Here is a 20,131-nt window from a genome sequence, read left to right on the forward strand (position 1 = left end):
CGGACTCCGTCGCCCCGCCGCCTCCGCGGCAGGTTTGATTTCGGGATTATTCACCCCTCAGGACCTACCACAAATGACTTGAATGCCCCGGATTCAGCAGGTTGTGTCGGGCTCCCCCTCGATGAGGTGGTACGGAGCACGCGCGTCGAGGAGCAGCGTCACGAGCGCCCGTTCGGACTGGCGCAGTGGCACGAACACCCCTTCCCCCGCCCGGTCCTTGTGCACGGCGATCCCGTGCAGCGCCAGTTTGTCCTTCACGGCCGCGTACTGCGCCGCGTCGAGACGGTAGCCGCACGGCGGGTTCTGGATGATCTCGGCGGGCTCGGCCGGGTCGTTGTCCGCTCCGCCGACATAGACGGGTCCGCGGTCGCGGTATCCGGCCACGCGGGCGGCGCCGGTGGCCGCCTCGATCCTGCCGCGATGCTGGTCGGTGAACGTGAACAGGCCGCCAAGCGCGGAGAGTTGGCTCTTCACCCGGCGCCGGTTGTTGAGCGCCGGGTCGGCCATCTCCGCGTCGGTCTGGGGGTCGACACGGCTCTCGATGAGCAGTCCGACCGCGTGCTTCACGCCGGAGACGTTGCGCAGGATGCGCTCCTGCCCGTCCCCCGCGGTCTGCTTGACGGGCTCACCGGTCACCGGGTCGGTCCAGATGCCGTACGTGCCGGTGGAGTATCCGCCCGAGTTGGCGGCAGGACGGACGTACGCCGTGGAGAGGGTCTCCGCCTCGTCGTGGACCTGGGTGTCGGTGTTGAGGTTGCGCGGCCAGAGGTCGAAGAGGTCCTTGTCGTAGTACTTGGGTGTGGCCCCGTACTCGTGGAGGTCGTAGATCACGTCGGGCTTGCGGTCGCGGATGACGGCGGCCATGGCCCGCGCCTCGGCGGTCTCCAGGGCGATGTGGTCGCGGTTGATGTCGACGCCGTCGGAGTTGCCACGGGTGTTCGCGGCGCGGCCGTCGGGGTTGGCGGTGGGGACGACGAGCAGGGTGGTGCGGGACAGGAAGGCCTTCGTCTTCTCGTCCTTGGCGTAGGCGAGGTCGCGGATCGTGGTGAGACACGCCTCGCGGCCCGACGGTTCGTTGCCGTGCTGGCTGCAGATGAGCAGCACGGTGTTCGCGGTCCGGTGCTCGCCGATGCGGACGAGCTGGACGGGCCTGCCCTGCTTGGTGGTGCCGGCCTTGTCCACCGAGACGCGGTCGCTCGCCTTGTCGACGGCCGCGAGGAAGTCCTGCTCCTCCGGCTGGCTGGTCCAGCGGGCGCCGTCACTCTGCTCGAATCCGGTACGCGGAACGGCGGGCGCCGCCTGGGCCGGCACCGTCACCAGGGGTGCGGCCAGGGCCGCGGCGGTCGCGGCCAGGGCGAGGGTGCGCATGCGCTGGGTCATCAGTGGGTGCCTCCCGGGATCGGACGGGACGGACGCAGCGAGCTGACGCCGTCGGGTGCGGTGGCGCGGGGGGTGGCCTTGGCGGAGCCGGACGTCGCGGCCGCGAAGGCGTCGGCGCCGCCGACGAGCGGCACGCGCGCGACGGTGCGCGACAGGTCAAGCGCGAGAGTCGGTGTGGTGGACGGCGGGTCGATGAGGTCCTTGTCGGTGCCCGCGACGATCAGCGCGAGGCGGTGACCCGCCGGGACGACGTGGTCGCTCGGGGCCAGGTCGAGGGTGATCGTATAGGGCTTGCCCGGGGTGAGCGGCTTGCCCGTGCGGTCGGAGGCGTAGTTGCCGAGGTCGGCCCAACCACGGCTGAAGACGGTGGAGTTCACGTCGGCGGTCTTGGCCTCGGTCCGCAGGAAGCAGGAGCTGTCGCCGGCCGTGCTCGCGCCCCAGCAGGTGCGGTCGGTGAGCGTGGTGATGCCCTCACCGGCGTCGGCGTAGTCGCGGATGGTGGCCGGGCCGAGGTCGACGAGGACGGCCGAGAGGTGAGCGGTCGTGGTCGACGGCGTGGCGGTGACGGTGACCTTCGACGAGCCGGACAGGCGCAGGTCCTTGCCGAGCGGCTCGGTGATGAACCCGGCCTTTTCCGGCGTCGACTTGTCGATCTGCGCGGCCCAGTCGGTCTCGCTCAGCTTCGGGTCGTCGGTGAACGCCTCGGTGCCCGAGCCGTGCTTCAGGCCGAGCGTGCCGACACCGGCCGCGCTGCCCTTGGCGGGGCTCAGACGCACGGAGTCGGTGGTGCGGGGCGGCCAGACGCGGTCGGTGGTCCAGTGGTCGGGGGTGCGCTCGATGTCGGCCATCGGCTCGCGGTCCACGCCGTTGTCGTAGCCGAGGAGTTCATGGTCGAACCAGCGGTGGAGGGTGTCAACCCAGGCGCTCCGGCGGGAGTCGAAGGGGTCGACGTGGCCGGTCTGCGCGAGCCAGATCTTGCGGTCGACGCCCGCCTTCGCGAGGGCGTCCCACCACTGGCCGAAGTGCTTGGCGCGGACGTTGAGGTCCTGCATGCCGTGTACGACGAAGACGCTGGCCTTGACCTTGCCTGCGTCGGGCACGTAGTTCCGCTCGTCCCACAGGCCGGTCCAGTCGCCGGTCCTGGGCGCTTCATCGACAAGTCGCTTCTGCACGGCGGCGCAGCGCGCGCGGGCCTCGGGGCTCTCGACGTAGTCGGACAGCCACTCGGGGCCGCTGTCGTACAGGGGCGCGCCCTGCTGGAAGTAGTAGTCGTACCAGGAGGAGATGCCGCCGATCGGGACGATCGTCTTCAGGCCCTCGACTCCGGTGGCGGCGACGCCGTTCGCGATGGTGGCGTCGTAGCTCTTGCCGATCATGCCGGTTCTGCCGTTGGTCCAGCCGGCCTTGGCGCGTTCGGTGCCCGTGCGGGTCGTGTAGCCCTTGCCGCGGCCGTTCAGCCAGTCGACGACGGCCTTGCCGGACTGGATGTCGGAGCGGCCGCCGACGTCGACACAGCCGTCGGAGCGGTTGGTTCCGGCGAGGTCGACGGCGACGAAGGCGTAGCCGCGCGGCACGAAGTAGTTGTCGTAGAAGAGCGGGAACTGGACGACGTTCCCGTGCGCGTCGTACGTCTTCTTCTGGCTCTCGTTGCCGCGGCCGCAGCAGGAGTAGTACGGGCTCGCGTCCATGATGACGGGGACTTTGCGGCCCTGCTGTGCGGGTTCACGCGGCCGGACGATGTCGACGGCGACCCGGTCGGTCTTCCCGTCGCCGTCCCCGTCGAGCCGGGTGTCGACCCAGACGGATTCACGGATGGCCTTGTCGTACGAGTAGACGGGCTTCGACTCGCGGGGCGCGGCGCTCTGGGCGGCCCCGGGAGAGACGAGTACGGCAAGGAGTGCGGCGGTGGCCGCTGTCGCGAGCGTCCTCCACAGGGGGCGCGTGCGTCTCTCAGGTATCGGCATGGGGCGGAAGGTACCCCGGTCAACTCCCTTGCAAAAGGGGGCAGTACGCCACGATGAAAGGTGCGTGGGACGGAATGGCACATGTCGGCCGAATGGCGATCGTGTGACACGTGCGGCCATGGACATGACCGGGGCGGGAGGGGCTGAATAGGGTCGGCAACAACGTTCACGGCCCTACGACTTGGAGCTTTCGTGTACCGCAGACTCATCGCCCCGGGCGCACTGGCGGCCGCTCTCATGCTGGCGATCCCGGCATCGGCGGCGGACTTCACGCCTGGGGCTCCGGGCATCGGCGACCCCTACTACCCGGACTACGGGAACGGCGGCTACGACGTCTCCCACTACGACCTGCGCCTGAAGTACCAGCCGAAGACGGACCTCCTGGAGGGCACGGCGACGATCCTCGCCACGTCCACGCAGGACCTCTCGCGCTTCGACCTCGACTTCGGCCTCAAGGTGAGCGAGGTACTTGTCAACGGCAAGAAGGCCAAGTTCGCCACGTCCGGCGTGGAGGAACTCGAGGTCACTCCGCCTGCGGGCCTGCCCAAGGGGTCCTCGTTCACGGTCGTCGTGCGCTACTCCGGCAAGCCCTCCGACGTGAAGCTGTACGGCTTCACGTCCCCGCAGCGCACCCCGGACGGCGCCGTCTTCGCCAACGAGCCGGAGTCGGCGGCCTGGTGGTTCCCGTCGAACGACCACCCGCGCGACAAGGCGACGTACGACGTGTCGGTCGCGGTGCCGGACGGGACGCAGGCGATCTCCAACGGCGTGCTCCAGTCGCAGTCGTCGAAGCTCGGCTGGACGCGCTTCAACTGGCGCTCCAACAAGCCGCAGGCGACCTATCTGGCCACGCTCGCGGTCGGCAAGTTCGACATCACGACCGACAAGACCGCGGACGGCCTGCCCGTCGTGAACGCGTACAGCAAGGACCTGGGCGACAACTACGGCGCCGCACGCGCCAGCGTCGAGCGGACGACCGAGGTCGCCGAGTGGCTGGAGACGAAGTTCGGGAAGTACCCGTTCAACGCGCTCGGCGGGTACGTCCCGAACGTGCCGTCGCACTTCGCGCTCGAGACACAGACGCGGCCCTTCTACTCCCCCGCGCAGTTCGCGAACGGGTCGAACGTGTCGGTGATCGTGCACGAGCTGGCGCACCAGTGGTACGGCGACAGCGTCTCCGTCGACGGCTGGAAGGACATCTGGATCAACGAGGGCTTCGCCCGCTACAGCCAGTGGCTGTGGTCGGAGAAGGAGGGCGAGGGCACGGCGCAGGAGCTCGCGGACTACGTGTACGCGCAGCACCCGTCCGACGACGCGTTCTGGCAGGTCAAGCCCGGTGACCCGGGCGCGGAGAACCAGTTCGACATCGCCGTGTACGACCGCGGGGCGCTGGCCATCCAGGCGCTGCGCAACGAGGTCGGCGAGAAGAAGTTCGCCGCGATCCTCAAGGGCTGGCCGCAGGAGCACGCGTACGGGAACGCGAAAGTTTCCGACTTCGTGAAGTTCGCCGAGAAGGTCTCGGGCAAGCCGCTGGCGGGTCTCTTCGACACGTGGCTCTACCAGCCGTCGAAGCCGGGCACGTCCGCGGCGCAGCGGGACCGGGTCGCGCGGGCCGGGGTGGCGCCGGCGAAGCCGAAGTCGTGGAAGCAGATCGCCGCGACGAACTCGGTGCACGACCACTGACGCGGCAGATGCCTCTCAGCGGGCGCGGGTCGCTTCGGCGGCTCGCGCCCGTCTCGCCATCGGCAGGTAGCGCAGGCGCTCCGGCAGGAGCGGCACCACCCGTCGTACGACCGCGCCGAACCATCGCAGCCTGCGCTCCTGGACCGGGGTCCACGGCAGGCCGATGGCCTCCCGCGCGTCGGGCGGCATCAGCCCGATCGTGAGGAAGCGGCGGAAGCGGGCCAGCGGGGGCAGCAGCACCGGCCACAGCGCGCGCAGCGCGCGCCTGACCGGCAGCGGCCCGCGGTCGGGCGGCGGGACAGGCACGTCGACCGCGACGAGTTCGCGGACGACTGCCGTCAGCTCGATCTCGTCGGCCAGGACCTTGCGGTAGTAGGGCCAGAACTCCTCGACGGTCTGCGGCATGTCGCGGTCGTGCAGGCCGAGGATCCGGCCGACCTGGAGCCACTCCGCGTAGAGCCGGCGCTCCTGTGCCTCGGTGAAGGGGCGGCGGCCGAGGTAGCGCTGGGCCTGACGGTAGACGGGGAAGCCGGTGGCGTGGACCCAGGCGTAGTAGGCGGGGGTCAGCGCGTGGTAGCTGCGGCCCCGGGTGTCGGTGCCGCGAATGGTGCGGTGGAGCTGCCGCAGGCGGCGCCCCTCCTCCGCGGCGGCGTCACCGCCGTAGACCCACAGCATCACCGAGCGCAGGGACCGCTCGCCGCGGCCCCAGGGGTCCGTGCGGAACACGGAGTGCTCGTCGACGCCGGCGCCGACGGCCGGGTGGGCCACCTGAAGGGTGAGCGCAGCCGGAAGCGCGAGCAAGGACCGCACCTCACCTGCGATGTCCCACAGGATGCCGCCGGGCGGGGGCGGCTCCGGATCGGACGCGTGCTGCTTCATACGGCTCCCCAGCGGTTCCCGGGTGATATGTGATCCAGTATGCGACCCCGGGGCCCGGTGGTACCGGTCAGGGATGTGCCATGCCGCCGCTGCCCTGCGACTCACTGCCCAACCGGGACGCCAGGTCGGACGCGAGCTCCGAGACACAGGTGCGCAGGTCCGTCTCGGCGGCGGCGACCGGGCCGCGCGGCACGCCGGTGGCGTCCGCGCGGGGCCGGACGGGGGCGCACTGGCAAGGCTGAGGCGGTTGCTCGCGCCCAGGGGCGGCCGTGCCCTGCGCGCCGGTCCACCGCCGCGCCCGGCCGAGGACCCCCGCCGCGAACAGGGCGACCGATGCGCCGACTTGACCCACCTTGAGGTGGAATTCCAGGGGCAGGGGTACCAGGGCCATGCCTGGGACCTACCCGACCACCCCCGACTCGCAACACGTGCGGCTCAGCCCCCGTGGTCGTACACCGTCACCGCGATGCCCAACAGCAAGGTGGCGTCACCCCGAAGACATACGTGATCTCCGACATGACGCCACCGTAGGAGCTGCCGCTGACAGTGGGGGGCGGCGTTATTCGCCGTCGGTCAGCTTGGTCAGTTCCTGGGTTGCCTCGCGCTGGATGCGGCGGCGGGCGGCGAACCAGCCGGCGACGAGCAGGACCGCGATGACCGGGATCAGCATCAGGGTCTTGCGGCCCGTGTCCGGGTCGTTCCACATGAGGCCGAGCACGAGCAGCAGGAAGACGATCGTGACGATCTCGGTGACCGGGGACCAGGGCAGGCGGAACGACGGCCGCTTGATCAGGCCCTGCTTGGCCCGCCGGACGAACGCCAGGTGGGCGACCATGATCATGACCCAGGTGCCGATGATGCCGATCGATGAGACCTCGATGACGATCTCGAAGGCGTCGTGCGGGAGGAGGTAGTTGAGGCCCACTCCCAGGACGCCGACACCGGCGGTGAGCAGGATGCCGCCGTACGGCACCTGGCTGCGGTTCATGCGGGCGGTGAACTTCGGGGCCGAGCCCGACATCGCCATGGAGCGCAGGATGCGGCCCGTGGAGTAGAGGCCGGAGTTGAGGCTGGACATGGCCGCGGTGAGCACGACCAGGTTCATGATGTCGCCGATGCCGCCCACGCCCAGCTTGCTGAACAGCGTGACGAACGGGCTCTCGTTCGACGAGTACACCGACGACGGCAGCAGCAGCGCGAGCAGCACCACCGAGCCGCAGTAGAACAGGCCGACGCGCCACATGATCGAGTTCACCGCGCGCGGGACGACCTTCTGCGGCTCGGCGGTCTCGCCCGCCGCGACACCCACCAGCTCCAGGGCGGCGTACGCGAAGACGACACCCTGCATGACGAGGACCACCGACATGGTGCCGCCCGGCATGAATCCGCCGTGGTCCGTGATCATGCTCAGGCCCGGGGTCTGGCCGTCGATCGGGTGCTGGGTGGCGACCAGGAAGATGCCCACGAACAGGAAGGCGACGAGCGTGGCCACCTTGATGATCGCGAACCAGAACTCCATCTCGCCGAAGTACTTCACGGAGATGAGGTTCACGCTGAGCACGACCGCGAGGGCGATCAGTGCGAGCACCCACTGCGGAATGGTCGTGAAGGCACTCCAGTACTGGGTGTAAAGGGCGATCGCGGTGATGTCCGCGATGCCTGTCATCGACCAGTTCAGGAAGTACATCCAGCCGGCGACGTAGGCGCCCTTCTCGCCGAGGAACTCGCGCGCGTACGACACGAAAGAACCGGAGGACGGCCGGTACACGACCATCTCACCGAGGGCGCGCACGACCAGGTACGCGAAGACTCCGCAGACGAGGTACGCGACGGCGAGTGCGGGGCCCGCCGAGTGGAGGCGGCCGCCCGCTCCGAGGAACAGTCCGGTACCGATCGCGCCACCGATCGCGATCATGTTGACGTGGCGGGCCTTGAGGTCCTTGCTGTAGCCGGCGTCACCCGCGTCGGCGGGCGCCTGGGACGCATCTGTGCGGGATGCGTCCAGAGCCGTGTTGGCGGCTTCCTTGCTCACGTGGGGGGATCCCTCTGTGGTGCCCGGATTGCTCCGGGGTCCGGATGTGCTGCGGCCCGCGACATTCCTGACATGGCGCGGACCGACTGTGCACCTTCCCCCATGAGGCGAGCAGCACGCGGTGGCGGAGATCACATAGCGGCACTTCTCACATGATGATCAGCCTCTGTACAGCGGGTTCGGCGAGGCGTATAAGCACTCGCTCATTCCCGAACGGCCCCTGGGCGCCCGCCTTTTCCGCCGCGCCGCGCTTTCACAACATTGGTGTGTCAGCAATACTGTTGAACCTGCCGGGCGTGGAACCGGAGCACGGCAGGACGCGGGACCCGAGAAGCGAGGCGCAGCATGACGACGGACACCGAGGAGCCGACGCTCACGGTCGACGAACTGGCCGCGCGCGCGGGCGTCACCGTCCGAACGATCCGCTTCTACAGCACGAAGGGCCTGCTCCCGCCGCCCGTGATCGGGCCGCGCCGGGTCGGCCACTACGGCCGGGACCACCTCTCCCGGCTCGCGCTCATCGAGGAGCTCCAGCACCAGGGCATGACGCTCTCCGCGATCGAGCGGTATCTGGAGCAGCTGCCCGCGGACCTGAGCGCGGACGATCTGGCGATCCACCGCGCGCTGGTTGCGACCTGGGCCCCGGACTCGGCGGAGGACGTCACGCGGGCCGAGCTGGAGCGTCGGGCCGGGCGCGCTCTGTCCGGGGAGGATCTGGACCGGCTCGCCGCGATGGGCGTCGTCGCGTACCTGGAGGACAGCGACAGCTTCCGCGTGGACCCCGGTCTGCTGCGGCTCGGGGTGGAGCTGCTCGGGGTGCCGATCGCCCACGAGACGATCCTCGCGGCGCGCACCGTCCTCATGGAGCACACGCGGGACGCCGCCCAGGAGCTGACGCGGCTGTTCCGCGACGAGGTGTGGGGGCCCTACCGGGAGCGGGAGTCGAACCCCGAGGATCCCGCGCACGTGGCGGCGATGAAGTCGCTGTCGGCCCATATGCAGCCGATGGTGGTGCAGGCCCTGGTGACCGCGTTCCAGCGGTCGCTCAAGGAGCAGCTGCGGGAGGCGTTCCGCGCCGAGGGCTGAGCCCCGGCGCGGAACCCCGTGACGGTCAGGCGTCGGTGAAGGTCTCGCCCTTCTCGGCCTTCTCGACGAGCAGCGCGGTCGGCTGGAACCGCTCGCCGTAGCGCTCGGCGAGCTCGCGCGAGCGGGCCACGAAGCCGGGCAGGCCACCCTCGTAGCCGTTGATGTACTGCAGGACGCCGCCGGTCCAGCCCGGGAAGCCGATGCCGAAGATGGAGCCGATGTTGGCGTCAGCGACCGAGGTCAGGACGCCCTCCTCCAGGAGGCGCACCGTGTCGAGCGCCTCGGAGAAGAGCATGCGCTCCTGCATGTCCTTGAACGGGATCTCGTACCCGGGCTTGGTGAAGTGCTCGCGCAGGCCCGGCCACAGGCCGGCGCGCTTGCCGTCCACGTACTCGTAGAAGCCCGCGCCGCCGCTGCGTCCGGGACGGTCGAACTCCTCGACCATGCGGTCGATGACGACGTCCGAGGGGTGGCCGGCCCAGGTGCCGCCCGCCTCCTCGACGGCCCGCTTGGTCTCGTTGCGGATCTTGCGGGGCAGGGTCAGCGTCAGCTCGTCCATCAGGGACAGGACCTTGGCCGGGTAGCCGGCCTGGGCCGCGGCCTGCTCGACGGAGGCGGGCTCGATGCCCTCGGCGACCATCGCGACGCCCTCGTTGATGAAGTGCCCGATCACGCGCGAGGTGAAGAACCCGCGCGAGTCGTTCACGACGATCGGCGTCTTGTTGATCTGGCGGACCAGGTCGAAGGCGCGGGCGAGCGCCTCGTCGCCGCTGCGCTCACCCTTGATGATCTCGACGAGCGGCATCTTGTCGACGGGCGAGAAGAAGTGCAGCCCGATGAAGTCGTCGGGCCGCTCGACGCCCTCGGCGAGCAGGGTGATCGGCAGGGTCGAGGTGTTGGAGCACAGCAGCGCGTCGGGCTCGATGACGTGCTGGATCTCCTTGAACACCTTGTGCTTGAGCGCCGGGTCCTCGAAGACGGCCTCGATCACGGCGTCGCAGCCCGCGAGGTCCTGCGGTTCGGCGGTGGGCGTGATGCGGGCGAGGAGCACGTCCGCCTTCTCCTGCGTGGTGCGGCCGCGGGAGACGGCCTTGGCGCAGAGCTTCTCGGAGTAGCCCTTGCCCCGGGCGGCGGCGTCGGCGGTCACGTCCTTGAGGACGACCTCGATGCCCGCGCGGGCGCACGAGTAGGCGATGCCCGCGCCCATCATGCCGGCGCCGAGGACGGCGACCTTGCGGACGGTGCGCTTCTCGATGCCCTTGGGCCGGTTCGCGCCGGAGTTGACGGCCTGGAGGTCGAAGAAGAACGCCTGGATCATGTTCTTCGCGGTCTGGCCGGTGACGAGCTCGGTGAAGTAGCGCGCCTCGATGGTCAGGGCCGTCTCGAAGTCGACCTGGGAGCCCTCGACGGCCGTGGCGAGGATGTTGCGCGGGGCCGGGTAGGGGGCGCCGTTCAGCTGCTTCTTGAGGTTGGCCGGGAAGGCGGGCAGGTTCGCCGCGAACTTCGGGTTGGCCGGGGTGCCGCCCGGGATGCGGTAGCCGGGCTTGTCCCAGGGCTGCTGCGACTCGGGGTTGGCGTCGATGAAGGCGCGCGCCTGGGTGAGCATCTCCTCGGGGGTGGCCGCCACTTCGTGGACGAGGCCGTTCTCCAGGGCGCGCTTCGGGGTGTACTGGGTGCCCTGGAGCAGCACCTTCAGCAGGGCGTCGGTGATGCCCATGAGGCGTACGGTACGGGTCACGCCACCGCCCGCGGGGAGCAGGCCGAGGGTGACCTCGGGGAGGCCGATCTTGGAGCCGGGCGCGTCGAGGGCGATGCGGTGGTGGGAGGCGAGCGCGATCTCGTAACCACCGCCCAGGGCTGCGCCGTTGATCGCCGCGACGACGGGCTTGCCGAGCGTCTCGATGCGGCGCAGGGAGTTCTTGATGCCGGTGCCGGTCTCGAACGCCTGCTGGGCGTTCTCGGGGCCGGCCTTCATCATGTCTTTGAGGTCACCGCCGGCGAAGAAGGTCTTCTTCGCGGAGGTGTAGATGATGCCTCGGATCGAGTCCTTCTCGGCCTCGGCGCGGTCGGCGATCGCCGCGATGGAGTCCTTGAACGCCTGGTTCATGGTGTTCGCGGACTGGTTGGGGTCGTCCAGGACGAGGGTGACGATGCCGGTCTCGTCCTGTTCCCAGCGGATCGTAGTGCTTTCGGTCATTGCTGCTACTCCGTAAATACCGGTGCGGGAAAGGACGGTCAGAGACGCTCGACGATGGTGGCGATGCCCATGCCGCCGCCGACGCACAGCGTGGCGAGGCCGTAGCGCTTGTCCTGGCGCTCCAGTTCGTCGATGAGGGTGCCGAGGATCATCGCGCCGGTGGCGCCGAGCGGGTGGCCGAGCGCGATGGCGCCGCCGTTGACGTTGACCTTGTCGAGGGAGAGGCCCATGTCCTTGACGAAGCGCAGGACGACGGCTGCGAAGGCCTCGTTGATCTCGACGAGGTCGATGTCGTCGATGGTCAGACCCGCCTTGGCGAGGGCCTTGCGGGTGGCGGGCGCGGGACCGGTGAGCATGATGGTGGGCTCGGAGCCGGAGACCGCCGCGGAGACGATCCGCGCGCGCGGGGTCAGGCCGTGGCGCTCGCCGACCTCCTTGGTGCCGATGGCGACGAGGGACGCGCCGTCGACGATGCCGGAGGAGTTGCCCGCGTGGTGGACGTGGTCGATCTTCTCGACCCAGTGGTACTTCTGCAGCGCGACGGCGTCGAAGCCGCCGAGGTCACCGATGTCCGCGAACGACGGCTTCAGCTTGGCGAGCGAGTCGGCGGTGGTGCCGGGGCGCAGGAACTCGTCGTGGTCGAGGACGGTCAGGCCGCTGCGGTCCGTGACGGGCACGACGGAGCGGGCGAAACGGCCGTCCTTCACGGCGGCGGCCGCGCGCTCCTGCGAGAGCGCCGCGTACTCGTCGACGTCGCGCCGCGAGAAGCCCTCGATGGTGGCGATCAGGTCCGCGCCGATGCCCTGCGGCACGAAGCCCGTCTCGTAGTTGGTCATCGGGTCGGCGAACCAGGCGCCGCCGTCCGAGGCCATCGGGACGCGCGACATCGACTCGACGCCGCCGGCGAGGACGAGGTCCTCCCAGCCCGAACGGACCTTCATGGCCGCCAGGTTGACCGCTTCGAGGCCCGAGGCACAGAAGCGGTTCTCCTGGACGCCGGCCACGGTGTCGGGCAGTCCGGCGGCGATGGCCGCGATCCGCGCGATGTCGGAGCCCTGGTCGCCGACCGGGCCGACGACGCCGAGCACGATGTCGTCGATGGCGGCGGGGTCGAGGTCCGGGAAGCGCCGCCGGACCTCGTGGATCAGTCCGACGACGAGGTCGATCGGCTTGGTGCCGTGCAGGGCGCCGTTCGCCTTGCCGCGTCCGCGCGGGGTGCGGATCGCGTCGTACACGTACGCTTCGGTGCTCACTCGCTTGCCTTTCAATGAGGGTGGGCCGGGCGATGAGGGTGTGGGCCGGGCCGGGAGGTCGGTGGGGAGTCAGCCGAGCAGGGAGCGCCCGATGATCTCCTTCATGATCTCGGTCGTACCGCCGTAGATCGTCTGGATGCGTCCGTCGGTGAAGGCCTTGGCGACGCGGTACTCCGTCATGTAGCCGTAGCCGCCGTGGAGCTGGAGGCAGCGGTCCGCCACGCGCTTCTGGAGCTCGGTGGCCCACCACTTGGCCATCGAGGCGTGCACCGCGTCGAGTTCGCCGTTCGAGTGGTCGACGATGCAGCGGTCCAGGAAGGTCCGGGTGACGGCGCACTCGGTGGCCATCTCGGCTATCTCGAACCGGATGTGCTGGAGCTTGGCGAGCGGCCGGCCGAAGGCCTCGCGCTCCTTGACGTAGGTCGTGGTGATCTCCAGGAGGTGCTCCGCGGCGGCGATCCCGGCGACGGCGATGCCCATGCGCTCCTGCGCGAGGTTCGTCATCAGGTGGACGAAGGCGCCGTCGAGCTCGCCGAGGAGATTCTCCTTCGGGACGCGTACGTCGTTGAAGAAGAGCTCGGCCGTGTCCTGGGACTTCTGGCCGATCTTGTCGAGGTTGCGGCCGCGCTCGAAGCCCTCCATGCCGCGCTCGACGACCAGGAGGGACAGGCCGTGGGCGCCGCCGTCGGGCGTCGTCTTCGCGACGACGATCACGAGGTCGGCGAGGATCCCGTTCGAGATGAACGTCTTGGAGCCGTTGAGCACCCAGTGGTCGCCGCGGTCCTCGGCCGAGGTGCGGATGCCCTGGAGGTCCGATCCGGCGCCCGGCTCAGTCATCGCGATGGCGGTGATCAGCGAGCCGTCGCAGAACCCCGGCAGCCAACGGCGCTTCTGCTTGTCCGTGGCGAGAGACGTCAGATACGGCCCGATGATGTCGTTGTGGAGACCGATCGCGAGGCCGGCGGCGCCCGCGCGCGTGAACTCCTCGGCGATGACGGCGCTGTAGCGGAAGTCGGCGTTGCCGCCGCCCCCGTACTCCTCGGGCACGGCGAGCCCGAGCAGCCCCTGGCGTCCGGCCGCGAGCCAGGCCTCGCGCGAGACGATGCCGTCCTTCTCCCACTGCTCGTAGTGCGGGGTGACCTCCTTGGCGAGGAAGGTGCGCACGGTCTCGCGGAACGCGTCGTGCTCCTCGGTGAAGATCTGCCGTTCCATTGCCATCGTGGTGCCCTCCCTACAGCCAGTTCTTGACGGTCTCGACCAGCCGGGCGGGCTCGGGGCCGACCGGGATGACGTTCAGCATGGTGACCCCCGCGGCGCGGAAGGCCTCGACACGCTCGCGTACGTAGCTCTCGGGCCCGCACAGGCTCATGAGCTCGCAGAACTCGTCCGGAACGGCGGCCTCCGCCTCCTTCTTCTTCCCTGAGAGGTAGAGCTCCTGGATGAGCTTGGCCTCCTTCTCGTAGCCGTAGGCCACGGCGAGGTCGTTGTAGAAGTTCTTGCCGACCGCGCCCATGCCGCCCACGTACAGGGCGATGTTGGGGCGGGCGAGATCGCGGGCGGCCGCCGCGTCCTCGCCGATGGCGAGCAGGCCGCCCGCGACGACCTGGAGCGGTCCGAGCTCGGGGGCGCGCTTGGCTGCGCCCTCGGCGAGCGGGGTGCCCCACACCTGGTGGGCCTTCTCCGGGATGAAGAGGGTGGGCAGCCAGCCGTCGGCGATCTCGGCCGTCATCCGGACGTTGGCCGGTCCCAACGACGCGACGTACAGCGGGACTTCGGGGCGCACGGGCCTGGAGAGGATCTTCAGGGGCTTGCCGAGCCTGCCGCCCTTCTCCGGGGGCAGCGGCATGTCCGTGATGCCGTGGTGGTCGATGACCTCGCGGCGCAGGATGCGCCGGGTCAGCTCGATGGTCTCGCGGGTACGGCCGAGGGGCTTGTCGTACGCCTTCCCGTGCCAGCCCTCGACGACCTGCGGGCCTGATGCGCCCAGGCCGATGATGGCGCGGCCGCCGGAGACGGCGTCGAGTCCGGCGGCGGTCTGGGCGATGAGGGCGGGGGTGCGCGAGTAGACGTTGAGGATCGCGGCGCCGATCTTCATGCGCTCGGTGCGGGCGGCGAGATAGCCCATGATCGTCGGCGAGTCGAAGCCGTAGGCCTCCGCGACCCAGACGGCGTCGAGGCCTGCCGACTCGAGCGTGGCGGCGTCATCGGCCGCCTGCCGGGGGTCGGCTGCGTAGGCGAGGGGTGCGGACAGCTCCATCAGTTCTCTTCCTTCGTCAGGCTCGGTACGTCCCAGTCGCGGGCCACGCCGGCGGTGTCGGCGCCCGGCTGGGCGGGGCCGCTGCGGACGGCGGTGGGGGTCGCGGAGAAGCGGGGTGCGGGGGCGGGCTGGGTGATGCCGCCGTGGTCGGTGAAGGTGCCGCGCGCGGCCAGGTGGGGGTGGCCGGGCGCCTCGCGCAGGGACAGGACCGGCGCCACGCACGCGTCGGACCCCTCGAACACGGCCGTCCACTCCTCGCGGGTACGGGTCTTGAAGCCGGCGGCGACGGCGTCGCGCAGCTCGCCCCAGCGGGCGAGGTCCTTGCGGGCGGGCGCCGTGCCCCCGATGCCGAGGAGCGCGATGAACTCGTCGTAGAACTGCTGCTCAAGGGCGCCGACCGCCATGTACTGGCCGTCGGAGGTCTCGTACGTCCCGTAGAACGGACAGCCGCCGTCGAGGAGGTTGCTGCCGCGCCGGTCCTGCCAGCCGCCGGCCGCGAGCATGCCGTGGATCATCGCGGCGAGGTGCGAGGCGCCGTCGACGATCGCCGCGTCCACGACCTGGCCCGCGCCGGTGTCACGCGCGTGGTGGAGGGCGGCGAGGATGCCGACGACGAGGTAGAGCGAGCCGCCCGCGAAGTCGCCGACGAGGTTCGCGGGGACGGTCGGCGGCTCGTCCGGCTTGCCGATCATGCCGAGGGTGCCGGTGAGGGCGATGTACGCGATGTCGTGCCCGGCGCGCTGCGCGAGGGGGCCTTCCTGGCCCCAGCCGGTCATGCGTCCGTAGACGAGGCGCGGGTTGCGGGCGTGGCAGGCGTCGGGGCCGACGCCCAGGCGCTCGGCGACCCCGGGACGGTAGCCCTCGATGAGGACGTCCGCCCTGTCGACGAGGTCGAGGACGCGCGCGGGGCCGTCGTCTGCCTTGAGGTCGATGATCACGGAGCGTTTGTTGCGGTTGGTGATGTCGTACTCGGGGTTGATCGCGAGCCCGGCGCCGCCGGGGCGGTCCACGCGCACGACATCGGCGCCCAGGTCGGCGAGGAGCATCGCGGCGAACGGGCCCGGGCCGATGCCCGCCAGTTCGACCACGCGCACCCCGGCGAGCGGGCCGCTGTTCGCCATCCCTGCCACTGCCATCGAGCCCCCAGCACTGTGACACAACTGATGTAACACCAGCGATGCTAAGAACGTGTTCCACTCAGCACAACCCCTGGAGAGCAAGCGCTTAGTAATTTACGACGCGCTGCTGCGGTGTTGCCAGGAGGCGCGTATGGATTCGGGGACACAGGCCTGAGACGGCATGCCATTACCTCCCGGGGGCGGCGCTCACCGCGCGTCCAGCTCGGCGACGAGTTTCTTCGTGGCCACCGTCCGATAGCTCTCCTCGACCCAGTCGCAGAGCAGCTCCGTGCCCGGGGCGCCCTTCACGTCCAGGGGGATCTGCACCCAGCCCGCCTTGCCGAGGCCGTATCCGGCGGGCTCGGCGCCCGGGGTCGTGAGCGCGTGCGCGTGGGCCTCCTCGTCCCTGAGCTTGACCGTGAGCCCCATCGGATAGCTGCCGTCGTCGACACCGAGGAACACGAACACCTTCTTGTTCACCTTCGCGACCGTCTCGCCCCAGGGGAAGTCCTCCGTGGCACCCGGCATCCCGAGTGCGAACTCCCGTACGCGCGCCCACGTCTTGAGCGCCCGCTGCGACGGCTTCTTCGGCTCGGCCACGACGACCTCCCGCTCCAGGCGGGGCCCCTGAACCTCCGCTCACCCCTCACGCTAGCCTCGGCCACCGACAACGGCGCGGGGCGCAGGGCTGAGGGGTGTCATGACCAGGCAGGACAGCGGGCACGGCAAGGATCGGGACATGCGGGACAGGCCCGGCAGAGCCGACAGGACAGACCGCGAGTACGACATCGTGCTCTTCGGGGCGACCGGGTTCGCCGGCGCGCTCACCGCCGAGTATCTGGCGGCGCACGCGCCCGAGGGGCTGCGGTGGGCCGTCGCGGGGCGCGACACGGGGAAGCTGGAGCGGCTGCGCGAGCGCCTCACCGCGATCGACCCCGCGTGCGCCGTGCTGCCGCTGGTCCGCGCCGACGTCGCCGACCCGGCGTCGCTGCGCGCCCTCGCGGCACGCACGCGCGTGGTGGCCACGACCGTCGGCCCATACGTCACCTACGGCCAGGACCTCGTGGCCGCGTGCGCCGAGGAGGGCACCGACTACACGGACCTGTGCGGCGAGCCCGAGTTCGTCGACGTCACGTACGTGCGGCACGACGCCCGCGCGCGGGAGACCGGGGCGCGCCTCGTCCACGCGTGCGGCTTCGACTCGATCCCGCACGACCTGGGCGTGCACTTCACGGTGGGGCAGCTCCCCGAGGGCGTGCCGCTGCGCGTCGACGGGTTCGTGCGGTCGAACGCGACGTTCTCGGGCGGCACGTTCGCGTCGGCGCTGACGCAGTTCTCGCGGGGCCGGCAGATGCTGGCCGCGCAGCAGGACCGCCGGCGGCACCAGCCGCGCCTCGTCGGCCGCAGGGCGTACGCGCCGACGGGCGCGCCGCGCTACGCCAAGGAGGTCGACGCGTGGGCGCTGCCGCTGCCGACGATCGACCCGCAGGTCGTGCAGCGCTCCGCGCGGGCTCTGGAGCGCTACGGTCCCGACTTCCGCTACCGGCACTACGCGGCGGTGCGGCACCTGCCCGTCGCGTTCGGCGGCGTCGCGGCTACGGGCGCGCTGTTCGCCGCCGCCCAACTGCCGCCCGCGCGCAGGTGGTTGTCGGGACGGCTCAAGCCGGGTGACGGGCCGGACGAGGCGCGGCGCGCGGCGAGCTGGTTCTCGGTGCGCTTCGTCGGCGAGGGCGGCGGCCGCCGCGTGTACACGGAGGTCTCGGGCGGGGACCCCGGCTACGACGAGACGGCGAAGATGCTCGGCGAGTCCGCGATGTGCCTGGCCCTCGACGACCTGCCCGAGACCGCGGGCCAGGTCACCACGGCCGTCGCGATGGGCGACGCCCTGACGACCCGACTGCAGGATGCGGGGATCAGGTTCCGGGTGGCGGCTACGCGGTAGGGGACTACGCGCGCGACGGTGACCAGGCGACACGGGGAGGCCGGCCCAGCTGGTGACCACGCGCGGGGCGCTCTCCGGGGCCTTCGCGAGTGCCCGGTGCGCGTGGCCGCGACGCGGTAGCCGGTGGCCACGCGCGCGGCGCCGCCCCCTGGGCCTGCTTCGCCGAGGACGCGGCTGGTGGCTAGGCGCGCGGGGCGTTCTCCTGGGCCTCCGCCAGCGCTCGCCTGCACAGCGCGTCCGCTCTGCGGGTCGTTTCGGGCTGGCGGTAGTGCGGCGTGAGGCTCAGGGTGTGGGCGCACGCGGTGTCGAGGCTCGTGCGGTGGCCGACGGAGACGTAGACGGGTTTGACGCCGTCGCGGGTGCGCAGGGCCCGGCCGACCTCCTCGTAGCCGTCCAGCAGGGGCGCCGTGCTGCCGCGCGGCGCCGCCGGCTCCTCGTGCGTGAAGGTGAACGGGTTCTTCGCGACGCCGATCGTGGGCAGCCCCGTCAGGACGCCGAGGTGGCTGGCGAGGCCGAAGCGGCGCGGGTGGGCCAGCCCGTACCCGTCGCAGACGACAAGCCCGGGTCGGGAGTTGAGCCCCTCCAGGGCGGCGACGACGGTCGGGATCTCCCGGAAGGCCAGCAGGCCCGGCACGTACGGGAAGGAGATCCGGCCGACAGCGGTGGACTCCTCGACGACGTCGAGGGTCGCCGCGTCGAGCACGACGGCCGCCGCGGCGACGAGGTCGAGCTCGTCGTCGTAGGCCACGTCGACACCGGTGACGAATCCGGTGCCGGGCGGGGGCCCCGGCTCGTCGAGGACGACGCGGGCGCGCAGCTCGTCCTGGACCGCGCGGGCGGAGCGCTCGTCGGTGGGCCAGTCGGCGAGGATCTGTTGGTGGCTCATGGTGGCGACCACCATAGGGCGCGGCGTCGGCGGGCCACGGGTAGCCTGGCGATCATGTTTGTACTTGAGCTGACCTACACGGCCCCGGTCGAGCGCGTCGACGCGCTTCACGCAGCGCACCTCGCCTGGCTCGACGAGCAGTACGAAGCCGGTGTCTTCATCGCTTCCGGCCGCAAGAACCCGCGCGACGGCGGGATCATCCTCGCCGTCGGGGACGACCGCGCGCAGATCGAGAAGATCACGGCGGCCGACCCCTTCATCACCGGCGACGTGTGCGCGTACCGCGTCACGGAGTTCATCGCGACGAAGACGGCGCCCGAACTGGCCGGATTCCGACAGCAGTTGGCCCGCTAGTCGGCTCGGGCCCGGTCACCGTTCGAGCCTGGCGACGCGTCCCTTCTCGCCCGAGGCCCAGCAGGCGCCGTCGTGGGTGCAGTCCGCCGTGTCGTACGAGCCCGTGTCGACGGTGCGCCAGGTGCGGCCCGCGTCGAGCGTGAGGTCGGTCCCCGTCGGGCCGACCGCGAGGGCGCTCGTGCGGCTGTGCGGGAGCCAGGTGACGCCCGAGCGGTAGGCGGGGACGGACGCGGCGGACGCCGTCCAGGTGCGGCCGCCGTCGCGCGTCGTGGCCGAGGCCCGGGGCGACGCCTGATCCGCGCGGTAGTCGCCGCCGACCGCGATGCCGTGCGTGCGGTCGCGGAACGCGAGGCCGAAGACGCCGCGCGCCGGGTCGCCCGCCGGGATCGGGGCGTCGGTCGCCCGCCAGGTCAGGCCACGGTCCGACGAGTGCAGCACGCGCGCGCGTGCGGCCCCGCCCGTGGCCAGCCACACGTCGCGCGGTCCGGAGCTGACGAGGCACTGGCCGCTCGCCGCGAACCCGGCCTCACCCTCCTGCGCCGCGGGCATGCCGTCGCTGGGCAGGACGTCCCAGGAGCGTCCTCCGTCGCGCGTGGACAGGATCCGGTACTTGCCGTCGACGGGGTCGCTCATCGCGAGGCCGTGGCGCGCGTCGAAGAACGTCAGACAGTCGTAGAACGCCTTCGGGTCGGGGTTGCGGAAGGACTCGGTCCAGGTGGCCCCGCCGTCGTCCGTGCGGAACACCCGCGAGGCGTCGCCCTCACCGATCGCGAGGACGACCGCGCGCCGGCCGTCGAAGGCCTCGATGTCACGGAACTCCAGCTCGTCCGCGCCGGGCGGCGACACGTTCCGCCAGTGGGCGCCGCCGTCCGAGGTGCGGAGCACCGTGCCCTTGGCCCCGGCCACCCAAGCCGCGTCGCGGCTCACCGCGGCAAGTCCCCGGAACCGCGCATCCGTGCCGGTGTCCTTCAGCTCCCAGTGCGGCGTCCGGTGCGGCCTCGCCTGTATGTGCCCGTCATCGGCCTGCGCCGGACCCGCCGGAGCGAAAGCGAGGGCGAGTGCCGCCCCGGCCAGCCCCATGGACACCATGCGTCTCGACT

General features: G+C 70.9%; 17 protein-coding genes. 4 read left to right on the plus strand and 13 right to left on the minus strand.

The annotated features are described in order from the left end of the window. Positions 1-93: 93 nt before the first annotated feature. Together OHA58_RS04805 and OHA58_RS04810 are read right to left on the minus strand one after the other, a co-directional pair. Positions 94-1,380, minus strand: a complete 1,287-nt coding sequence (locus OHA58_RS04805; protein WP_405476756.1) for a M14 family metallocarboxypeptidase — start codon at positions 1,378-1,380, stop codon at positions 94-96. Further along, the gene (locus tag OHA58_RS04810) at positions 1,380-3,344 is read right to left on the minus strand and encodes a Xaa-Pro dipeptidyl-peptidase (RefSeq protein ID WP_405476758.1); all 1,965 of its coding nucleotides are present in this window, start codon (positions 3,342-3,344) and stop codon (positions 1,380-1,382) included. Before OHA58_RS04810 ends, OHA58_RS04805 begins: the two co-directional genes overlap by 1 nt. Before the next feature lie 192 nt (positions 3,345-3,536). On the opposite strand from OHA58_RS04810, the gene OHA58_RS04815 reads away from it, so the two are divergent. After that, positions 3,537-5,027 (plus strand): M1 family metallopeptidase, encoded by a 1,491-nt coding sequence (locus OHA58_RS04815; RefSeq protein ID WP_405476760.1) that lies wholly within the window; start codon positions 3,537-3,539, stop codon positions 5,025-5,027. Positions 5,028-5,042: 15 nt separating this feature from the next. On the opposite strand, the gene OHA58_RS04820 is transcribed toward OHA58_RS04815, so the two are convergent. From OHA58_RS04820 to OHA58_RS04830, 3 genes are all read right to left on the minus strand, one after another. Beyond that, complete coding sequence (locus tag OHA58_RS04820; RefSeq protein ID WP_405476761.1) at positions 5,043-5,906, minus strand: oxygenase MpaB family protein; 864 nt, start codon at positions 5,904-5,906, stop codon at positions 5,043-5,045. 67 nt (positions 5,907-5,973) lie between these two features. Beyond that, positions 5,974-6,297, minus strand: a complete 324-nt coding sequence (locus OHA58_RS04825) for a hypothetical protein (protein WP_405476763.1) — start codon at positions 6,295-6,297, stop codon at positions 5,974-5,976. Between the two features lie 168 nt (positions 6,298-6,465). Then, positions 6,466-7,938 carry an amino acid permease gene (locus OHA58_RS04830; RefSeq protein WP_405476765.1) on the minus strand — a complete coding sequence of 491 codons (1,473 nt, stop codon included), beginning with the start codon at positions 7,936-7,938 and terminating at the stop codon, positions 6,466-6,468. A 345-nt stretch (positions 7,939-8,283) separates the two neighbouring features. Between OHA58_RS04830 and OHA58_RS04835 the strand changes: the two genes are divergently transcribed. Further along, the gene (locus tag OHA58_RS04835; protein WP_405476767.1) at positions 8,284-9,024 is read left to right on the plus strand and encodes a MerR family transcriptional regulator; all 741 of its coding nucleotides are present in this window, start codon (positions 8,284-8,286) and stop codon (positions 9,022-9,024) included. 25 nt (positions 9,025-9,049) lie between these two features. Here the strand turns inward: OHA58_RS04835 and OHA58_RS04840 are convergent, their stop codons facing one another. The 6 genes from OHA58_RS04840 to OHA58_RS04865 all read right to left on the minus strand — a co-directional run bounded on the left by OHA58_RS04840 (position 9,050) and on the right by OHA58_RS04865 (position 16,377). Continuing rightward, complete coding sequence (locus tag OHA58_RS04840) at positions 9,050-11,221, minus strand: 3-hydroxyacyl-CoA dehydrogenase NAD-binding domain-containing protein (RefSeq protein WP_405476769.1); 2,172 nt, start codon at positions 11,219-11,221, stop codon at positions 9,050-9,052. A 38-nt stretch (positions 11,222-11,259) separates the two neighbouring features. Continuing rightward, the gene (locus OHA58_RS04845) at positions 11,260-12,474 is read right to left on the minus strand and encodes an acetyl-CoA C-acetyltransferase (protein ID WP_405476771.1); all 1,215 of its coding nucleotides are present in this window, start codon (positions 12,472-12,474) and stop codon (positions 11,260-11,262) included. Between the two features lie 69 nt (positions 12,475-12,543). Next, positions 12,544-13,686, minus strand: a complete 1,143-nt coding sequence (locus OHA58_RS04850) for an acyl-CoA dehydrogenase family protein (protein ID WP_405484775.1) — start codon at positions 13,684-13,686, stop codon at positions 12,544-12,546. 19 nt (positions 13,687-13,705) lie between these two features. Beyond that, the gene (locus tag OHA58_RS04855; RefSeq protein ID WP_405476773.1) at positions 13,706-14,731 is read right to left on the minus strand and encodes an LLM class F420-dependent oxidoreductase; all 1,026 of its coding nucleotides are present in this window, start codon (positions 14,729-14,731) and stop codon (positions 13,706-13,708) included. Then, positions 14,731-15,867, minus strand: a complete 1,137-nt coding sequence (locus OHA58_RS04860) for a CaiB/BaiF CoA transferase family protein (RefSeq protein ID WP_405476775.1) — start codon at positions 15,865-15,867, stop codon at positions 14,731-14,733. The genes OHA58_RS04855 and OHA58_RS04860 overlap by 1 nt, the downstream gene beginning before the upstream one ends. 189 nt (positions 15,868-16,056) lie before the next feature. Beyond that, complete coding sequence (locus OHA58_RS04865; RefSeq protein ID WP_405484777.1) at positions 16,057-16,377, minus strand: MmcQ/YjbR family DNA-binding protein; 321 nt, start codon at positions 16,375-16,377, stop codon at positions 16,057-16,059. A 211-nt stretch (positions 16,378-16,588) separates the two neighbouring features. On the opposite strand from OHA58_RS04865, the gene OHA58_RS04870 reads away from it, so the two are divergent. Next, entirely contained in the window at positions 16,589-17,791 is a 1,203-nt protein-coding gene (locus OHA58_RS04870) for a saccharopine dehydrogenase family protein (RefSeq protein ID WP_405484779.1), read from the plus strand. A 181-nt stretch (positions 17,792-17,972) separates the two neighbouring features. On the opposite strand, the gene OHA58_RS04875 is transcribed toward OHA58_RS04870, so the two are convergent. Beyond that, positions 17,973-18,677: an endonuclease V gene (locus OHA58_RS04875; RefSeq protein WP_405476777.1), complete on the minus strand. Its 705-nt coding sequence runs from the start codon at positions 18,675-18,677 to the stop codon at positions 17,973-17,975. A 54-nt stretch (positions 18,678-18,731) separates the two neighbouring features. On the opposite strand from OHA58_RS04875, the gene OHA58_RS04880 reads away from it, so the two are divergent. Beyond that, complete coding sequence (locus OHA58_RS04880) at positions 18,732-19,031, plus strand: YciI family protein (protein WP_405476779.1); 300 nt, start codon at positions 18,732-18,734, stop codon at positions 19,029-19,031. A gap of 15 nt (positions 19,032-19,046) precedes the next feature. Here the strand turns inward: OHA58_RS04880 and OHA58_RS04885 are convergent, their stop codons facing one another. Further along, entirely contained in the window at positions 19,047-20,111 is a 1,065-nt protein-coding gene (locus OHA58_RS04885) for a WD40/YVTN/BNR-like repeat-containing protein (protein WP_405484781.1), read from the minus strand. Positions 20,112-20,131: the final 20 nt, after the last annotated feature.

The sequence above is a fragment of the Streptomyces sp. NBC_00009 genome, assembly GCF_045040855.1.
GTDB lineage: Bacteria > Actinomycetota > Actinomycetes > Streptomycetales > Streptomycetaceae > Streptomyces > Streptomyces aureus.